This window comes from Burkholderia sp. E168m23 (assembly GCF_016586125.1).
Lineage (GTDB): Bacteria > Pseudomonadota > Gammaproteobacteria > Burkholderiales > Burkholderiaceae > Burkholderia > Burkholderia orbicola.
In genome coordinates this window covers 1-7,093 of record NZ_BCPP01000296.1, presented here as the reverse complement: position 1 = coordinate 7,093, position 7,093 = coordinate 1, and the positions used below count along the sequence as shown (strand labels likewise).

7 protein-coding genes and 2 tRNA genes are annotated in these 7,093 nt (G+C 66.2%); 4 read left to right on the top strand and 5 right to left on the bottom strand.

What is annotated here, in order from left to right; genetic code table 11:
• The 3 genes from hemW to rph all read right to left on the bottom strand — a co-directional run.
• Positions 1–801: radical SAM family heme chaperone HemW (hemW, locus tag JMF90_RS16795; RefSeq protein ID WP_201325242.1), on the bottom strand; the 801-nt coding region annotated here is incomplete at its 3' end.
• Positions 802–835: 34 nt separating this feature from the next.
• Positions 836–1,462, bottom strand: a complete 627-nt coding sequence (rdgB, locus tag JMF90_RS16790) for an RdgB/HAM1 family non-canonical purine NTP pyrophosphatase (RefSeq protein ID WP_201316771.1) — start codon at positions 1,460–1,462, stop codon at positions 836–838.
• A complete protein-coding gene (gene rph / locus JMF90_RS16785) occupies positions 1,455–2,195 on the bottom strand; it encodes a ribonuclease PH (RefSeq protein WP_006476623.1) in 741 nt (246 codons plus the stop codon). Before rph ends, rdgB begins: the two co-directional genes overlap by 8 nt.
• 173 nt (positions 2,196–2,368) lie before the next feature.
• Here rph and JMF90_RS16780 point away from each other — a divergent pair, with 173 nt between their 5' ends.
• The 4 genes from JMF90_RS16780 to JMF90_RS16765 all read left to right on the top strand — a co-directional run bounded on the left by JMF90_RS16780 (position 2,369) and on the right by JMF90_RS16765 (position 6,675).
• Positions 2,369–3,292 (top strand): YicC/YloC family endoribonuclease, encoded by a 924-nt coding sequence (locus JMF90_RS16780; RefSeq protein ID WP_012328100.1) that lies wholly within the window; start codon positions 2,369–2,371, stop codon positions 3,290–3,292.
• Between the two features lie 7 nt (positions 3,293–3,299).
• Positions 3,300–3,983, top strand: a complete 684-nt coding sequence (gene gmk / locus JMF90_RS16775) for a guanylate kinase (protein ID WP_011544849.1) — start codon at positions 3,300–3,302, stop codon at positions 3,981–3,983.
• Between the two features lie 58 nt (positions 3,984–4,041).
• Complete coding sequence (gene rpoZ / locus JMF90_RS16770) at positions 4,042–4,245, top strand: DNA-directed RNA polymerase subunit omega (protein WP_006025620.1); 204 nt, start codon at positions 4,042–4,044, stop codon at positions 4,243–4,245.
• Between the two features lie 63 nt (positions 4,246–4,308).
• Positions 4,309–6,675: a bifunctional (p)ppGpp synthetase/guanosine-3',5'-bis(diphosphate) 3'-pyrophosphohydrolase gene (locus tag JMF90_RS16765; RefSeq protein WP_006476619.1), complete on the top strand. Its 2,367-nt coding sequence runs from the start codon at positions 4,309–4,311 to the stop codon at positions 6,673–6,675.
• A gap of 190 nt (positions 6,676–6,865) precedes the next feature.
• Here JMF90_RS16765 and JMF90_RS16760 read toward each other — a convergent pair.
• Together JMF90_RS16760 and JMF90_RS16755 are read right to left on the bottom strand one after the other, a co-directional pair.
• Positions 6,866–6,942: transfer RNA gene (locus JMF90_RS16760), tRNA-Arg, on the bottom strand.
• Positions 6,943–7,002: 60 nt separating this feature from the next.
• Positions 7,003–7,079 (bottom strand) — tRNA-Arg (locus tag JMF90_RS16755).
• Positions 7,080–7,093 lie beyond the last annotated feature (14 nt).

Sequence of the window (7,093 nt, the reverse complement as noted above, 5' to 3'; positions counted from 1 at the left end):
ATTCGGCTTCGCGTATGCGGACACTTCATAGCGCCCGTAGCCGGCTTCGGCCGTGCGCGCATGGATCCATTCCTGCATGTCGGCCGACGCGTCGTCGTCGGGAACGACGGGCGGGAACTTCGCGAACAGCGTATTCGGCTCGAGCGTCAGGTGATACAGCGACAGGTGCGGCGGCGCGAACGACAGCGCGGTCTCGATGTCGGTGCGGCATTCGTCCAGCGTCTGGTTCGGCAATGCGAACATCAGGTCGAGGTTGAAGTTGTCGAAGTTCTTCGCGGCGATCTCGACGGCCGCGCGCGCCTGCGCGGTGTCGTGAATCCGGCCGAGCGCCTTCAGGTGCGCTTCGTTGAAGCTCTGGATGCCGACCGACAGGCGGTTCACGCCGCTTGCGCGGAACTGCGCGAACTTCGCGGCTTCGAACGTGCCCGGATTCGCTTCTAGCGTGATCTCGGCATCGGCATCGAGCGGCAGCAGCGCGCGCACGTCGGACAGCATCCGGTCGAGGCCGGCCGCCGACAGCAGGCTCGGCGTGCCGCCGCCGATGAACACGGTATGCACCTGCCGGCCCCACACGAGCGGCAGCGCCTGCTCGAGGTCGGCGCGCAACGCGTCGAGATAGTCGGCTTCCGGGAACCGTTCGCCTTTCCATTCGTGCGAGTTGAAATCGCAGTACGGGCACTTGCGCACGCACCACGGGAAATGCACGTACAGCGCGAGCGGCGGCAGCGACGTGAGACGCACCTGGCCGGGCGACGTGAAGGTCGCGACCACGCGCGCGCCGGTGTCCGCGGCCTGGCTCATGCGACCTCCCGCTGTGAATGGGTATCGAGCAAACTCATGCTTCCTCCGCGAGCCGCGCGAGCAACGCCTTCAGCGCCAGCGCGCGATGGCTGTGCGTGTTCTTCACGGCCGGCTCGAGTTCGGCGGCCGTCGCGCCGAGCGACGGCAGGTAGAAATACGGGTCGTAGCCGAAACCGTGTTCGCCGCGTGGCGTATCGACGATTTCGCCGGCCCAGCGCCCTTCGGCGAACAGCGGCTCCGGATCGTCCGCATGGCGGACGAGCGCGAGCACGCAGCAGTAGTACGCGCGCCGGTCGCCGACGCCGCGCAGCTGCTCGACGAGATACGCGTTGTTCGCCGCGTCGCCCTTGTCGCGGCCCGCGCGCTGCGCGTAGCGTGCTGAATAGACGCCCGGTGCGCCGCGCAGCACGCGCACGCACAGGCCCGAATCGTCGGCGATCGCCGGCAGCCCGGTGAGCTGCGACGCGTGGCGTGCCTTGGTCAGCGCGTTCTCGATGAACGTGCCGAACGGCTCTTCCGCCTCCGGCACCGCGAGCTCGCCCTGCGGGACGATCTCGATGCCGACCGTCGAGAACAGCGCGGTGAATTCGCGCAGCTTGCCCGGGTTGTTCGACGCGAGAACGATGCGCGACAGCGGCGCGACGGTGCGGTCGTCAGGCATGGCTCGCACCCAGGACATCCTTCTGCAACTGCACCAGCTCGGCGATTCCGCCCTGCGCGAGGTCGAGCAGCGCGTTCATCTCGGCGCGCGAGAACGGCACGCCTTCGGCGGTGCCCTGGACTTCGACGAAGCCGCCCGCGCCCGTCATCACGACGTTCATGTCGGTGTCGCAGCGCGAATCTTCCGCGTAGTCGAGGTCCAGCACGGGCGCGCCTTCGTACACGCCGACCGAGATCGCGGCGACGTGGTCGGTGATCGGCGAGCGCGCGAGCTTGCCGGCCGCGATCAGCGTCGACACGGCGTCGTGCGCGGCGACGAACGCGCCGGTGATGCTGGCCGTGCGCGTGCCGCCGTCGGCCTGGATCACGTCGCAGTCGATATGGATCGTGCGCGGGCCGAGCGCCTCGAGATCGAACACCGCGCGCAGCGCGCGGCCGATCAGGCGCTGAATTTCCTGCGTGCGGCCCGTCTGCTTGCCGCGTGCGGCCTCACGGTCGCTGCGCGTGTGGGTCGCGCGCGGCAGCATCCCGTATTCGGCGGTCAGCCAGCCTTGCCCGCGCTCGCGCAGGAATTCGGGCACGCGCTCGGCGACGCTCGCGGTGCAGAGCACCTTGGTATCGCCGAATTCGACCAGCACGGAGCCTTCGGCGTGTTTCGTGTAGTGGCGCGTGAGGGCGACCTTGCGCAGTTCGTCGGCGCGGCGGCCGCTCGGGCGGGAAACGGAAGACGTCATGGGGAAATCGCGGAAGGAGAGGAAACCCCGATTTTAGCGCCGAACGGCGGGCGTGCCCGGCGGGGTGGTCCGCAAAAATGGGATAATGCGCGCTTCCCGCCCCGCGCCTTCCGATGCGCCGGGCGCCTCGATGTATTCCCCGCCCGCGAGGGCACCAGACGGCGAGACGAACCATGATCTACAGCATGACGGGCTACGCGAGCGCGACGCGCGAACTCGCGACGGCTGCCGGCAACGGCGGCACCAGCGTGTCGGTCGAACTGCGCACCGTGAACTCGCGCTTCCTCGATCTCAATTTCCGGATGCCGGACGACGTGCGTGCGTGCGAACCCGCGCTGCGCGAGATGCTGATGAACAAGCTGTCGCGCGGCAAGGTCGACGTGCGGATCAACCTGCAGCGCGGCGAGCAGAGCATCGGCGCGGGCGCGCTGAACCAGTCGGCGCTCGGCCAGCTTGCCGAGCTGGAACGCGCGGTGCTCGATTCGTTCCCGGGCGTCGGCCGCCTGCGCGCGGGTGAAGTCCTGCGCTGGCCCGGCGTGCTCGCCGAAAGCGGCGTGTCGGCCGAGGCGATCCGCGACGCGGTGCTCGCCTGCGGCAAGGAAGCGATCGGCGAGCTCGTCGTCGTGCGTTCGCGCGAAGGCGCGCAACTGGCGACGATGCTGCTGTCGAACGTCACCGAGATGGAGGCGATCGTCGCGCGCATCACGCCGCTCGTGCCGGAGCTGATCGCGAAGCACCAGCAGAAGATCGTCGAGCGGCTGCAGGAAGCGCTCGGCCTCGCGGCGCCCGAAGGCGGCTCGACGGTCGTCACGCGCGAGGAAGCCGCGGAGCGCATCCGTCAGGAAGTGACGATGTACGGAATCCGGATCGACATCGCGGAAGAGCTGTCGCGGCTCACCGCGCACCTGAATGAAACGCGTCACGTGATCGAGAAGGGCGGCCGCGTCGGCAAGCGTCTCGACTTCATGATGCAGGAACTGAATCGCGAAGCGAACACGCTCGGCTCGAAGGCGGCGGCGAAGGAACTCGCCGACGCGTCGATGGCGCTGAAGCTGCTGATCGAGCAGATGCGCGAGCAAGTGCAAAACCTGGAGTAAAAGCAACATGACCGATTCCACCCGCGACGGCCACGCGTCGCATTCGCTGCATGGCGGCGTCTATCCCGGTAACCTGTTCATGGTCGTTGCGCCGTCGGGCGCCGGCAAGTCGACGCTCGTGAATGCGCTGCTGTCGAAGGACAGCGACATCTGCCTGTCGATCTCGTACACGACGCGCAAGCCGCGCCCGGGCGAGCAGGACGGCCAGCACTACCACTTCACGACCGTCGAGGATTTCCGCGCGCGTCACGCGGCGCACGAATTCCTCGAGAGCGCGGAAGTGCACGGCAACTACTACGGCACGTCGCGCGTTTGGATCGAAGAGCAGATGAGGAACGGCCACGACGTGCTGCTCGAAATCGACTGGCAGGGTGCGTTGCAGGTGAAGAAGCAGTTCCGCAACGCGGTCGGCATCTTCATCCTGCCGCCGTCGCTCGATGCGCTCGAAGAGCGCCTGAAGAAGCGCGGCCAGGACGAACCGAACGTGATCACGCGGCGCCTGCTGGCCGCCGGCAGCGAGATCGCGCACGCGTCGGAAGCGGAATACGTGGTGATCAACGAGAATTTCGAGCGTGCGCTCGCGGAACTCGAATGCATCGTCGCGGCGACGCGCCTGCGTTTTGCTTCGCAGTACGCGCGACACACGGAGCTGTTCATCGACCTCGGCGTCCATCTGCCCCACGCGGAATGACGCGGGGCACGAGGGACATAAGGTAGAATAAGGACTATATTCAGAAGGAATTACCAACATGGCTCGCATTACCGTCGAAGACTGCCTGAAGCAAATCCCGAACCGCTTCGAACTGGCGCTCGCCGCCACCTATCGCGCGCGGCAGCTCGCGCAAGGCCATACGCCGAAAATCGAAAGCCGCGACAAGCCGACCGTCGTCGCGCTGCGCGAAATCGCCGCCGGCCAGGTCGGCGTCGAGATGCTGAAGAAGGTGCCGGTGTAACGCGCATCCGGCCCGTTCCAGCCATGTAGTCCACGCGCGCAACGACTCGACCTGGAGGCGAATATGAGCACCACCCCATCGTCCGCCTCCGCGGATTCGACCACCGAAGCCACGGCCCAGTCGCCTGCGCGCCAGTACATCGACGCGGTCCTCGAACAGTCCTTCCGGCATCTGTTCGGGCCGACCGCCACACCGGAGCAGCCGCGCAAGCACGGCGTCGTTTCGATCGCGAAACTGACCGCCGCGCTTGCCGAGTATCTCGCTCCGGACGAAATCAAAGAGGTCAAGGCGGCGTTCCACTTCAGCGACGAAGCCCACCTCGGTCAATATCGCCAGAGCGGCGAGCCCTACATCACCCATCCCGTCGCCGTCGCGGAAATCTGCGCCGGCTGGAAGCTCGACGCGCAGGCCGTGATGGCCGCGTTGCTGCACGACGTGATGGAAGACCAGGGCGTGACCAAGAACGAGCTGGCCGAGCGGTTCGGCCCGAAGGTCGCCGAGCTGGTCGACGGCCTGTCGAAGCTCGACAAGATGGAATTCCGCAGCCGCGAGGAAGCGCAGGCGGAAAACTTCCGCAAGATGCTGCTCGCGATGGCGCGCGACGTGCGCGTCATTCTCGTCAAGCTCGCCGATCGCCTGCACAACATGCGCACGCTCGGCGCGGTGCCGATGGAAAAACGCCGCCGCGTCGCGCGGGAAACGCTCGACATCTACGCGCCGATCGCGCACCGGCTCGGGTTGAACAACACGTATCGCGAGCTGCAGGACATGAGCTTCGCGAACTTCAACCCGCATCGCTACGCGACGCTCGAGAAGGCGGTGAAGGCCGCGCGCGGCAATCGCCGCGAAGTGATCAGCAAGATCCTCGAGGCCGCGCAGCGCGCGATGGCCGACGCGAAGATCGACGCCGAGATCACCGGCCGCGAGAAAACCATCTACAGCGTCTATCGCAAGATGCGCGACAAGCAGCTGTCGTTCTCGCAGGTGCTCGACGTGTACGGCTTCCGTGTCGTCGTCGACAGCCCGCTCGACTGCTACACGTGCATCGGCGCGTTGCACGCGCTGTACAAGCCCGTGCCCGGCAAGTTCAAGGATTACATCGCGATCCCGAAGATCAACGGCTATCAGTCGCTGCACACGACGCTCGTCGGCCCGTTCGGCGCGCCGATCGAGTTCCAGGTGCGTACGCGCAAGATGCACGAGATCGCCGAGGCGGGGGTCGCCGCGCACTGGCTGTACAAGAACGGCAGCGCGGATCTCAGCGACGTGCAGAAGCGCGCGCATCAGTGGCTGAAGTCGCTGCTCGACATCCAGAGCGAAGCGGGCGATTCGAGCGAATTCCTCGAGCACGTGAAGATCGACCTGTTCCCCGACGCGGTCTACGTGTTCACGCCGAAGTCGAAGATCATGGCGCTGCCGCGTGGCGCGACGGCGCTCGATTTCGCGTATTCGATCCACAGCGATCTCGGCAACCAGTGCGTGGCCGTGAAGATCAACAACGAACTGCTGCCGCTGCGCACCGAATTGAAGAGCGGCGACATCGTCGAGGTGATCACCGCGCCGTATTCGAAGCCGAACCCCGCATGGCTCGGCTTCGTACGGACCGGCAAGGCGCGCTCGGCGATCCGCCACTACCTGAAGACGATGCGCCTGAACGAGTCCGTGCAGCTGGGCGAGCGGCTCGTCGACCAGAGCCTGAAGGGCTATGGTCTCGCGCTGGCCGACGTCGAGCCGGAAGTGTGGGAGAAGCTCGTGCAGTGGACGGGCAACAAGAGCCGTCAGGAAATCTTCGCGGACATCGGCCTCGGCCGTCGCGTCGCCGCGGTGATGGCCAAGCGCATCGAGGTGCTGATGAGCGGCCGCGACGCGGACGACGATCTGCCGAAGTCCGAGCGGCATCCCGCGCATCATGCGCCGCCGGTCGTGATTACCGGCACCGAAGGGATGTCCGTGCAGTTGTCCGCCTGCTGCCGGCCGATCCCGGGCGACGCGATCATGGGCTACATCGGCATCGGTCTGGGCATGGCGATTCATACGACGGACTGCCGTGTCGCGCAGCGCATCCATCGCCGCGATCCGGGCCGCTGGATCGACGTCGAATGGGCGCCGCAGCCGGGCCGCCTGTTCGATGTCGCGGTGAAGGCGCTCGTGAAGAACACGAAGGGCATCTTCGCGCGCGTCGCGGCGGACATTACGTCGGCCGACGCGAACATCGTCCATATCGCGATGGACGAGGATCTGACGCACGAATCGACGGTGCTGCGCTTCGTGATCCAGGTCAGCGACCGCGTGCATCTCGCGAACGTGATGCGGCGCGTGAGAACCAATCCCGACGTGATGCGGATCATGCGCGAGCGCTCGACCGACGACGGTGCGCATGCGCGCCATGACGGCGGCATGCGTATCGAGCGCGAGCGGCAGGACTACTGACGCTCACGTGCCCCGGCGGGTGGATTCGATGCTCGACGGACGGCGGCCAATGGCCGCCGTTTTCATTGACGCTACCGAAAGGGCGCGTGACGTTGCCGGCGCGTTGCCGAAGGCGTGCGGGCGATGGTGCGAGTGAGGAGGGCGGGCGCAAAAAGAAAAAGGGCTTTCCCGAAGGAAAGCCCTTTTAAGGTGGCGCGGCTGGCAGGATTCGAACCCACGACCCCTTGGTTCGTAGCCAAGTACTCTATCCAACTGAGCTACAGCCGCACGCAAAACGGTACTGCTTCAACTGTCGGAACCTTCTGCGATGGGAAGGCCCCCAAAAAGTGGCGCGGCTGGCAGGATTCGAACCCACGACCCCTTGGTTCGTAGCCAAGTACTCTATCCAACTGAGCTACAGCCGCACGCAACAACAAAC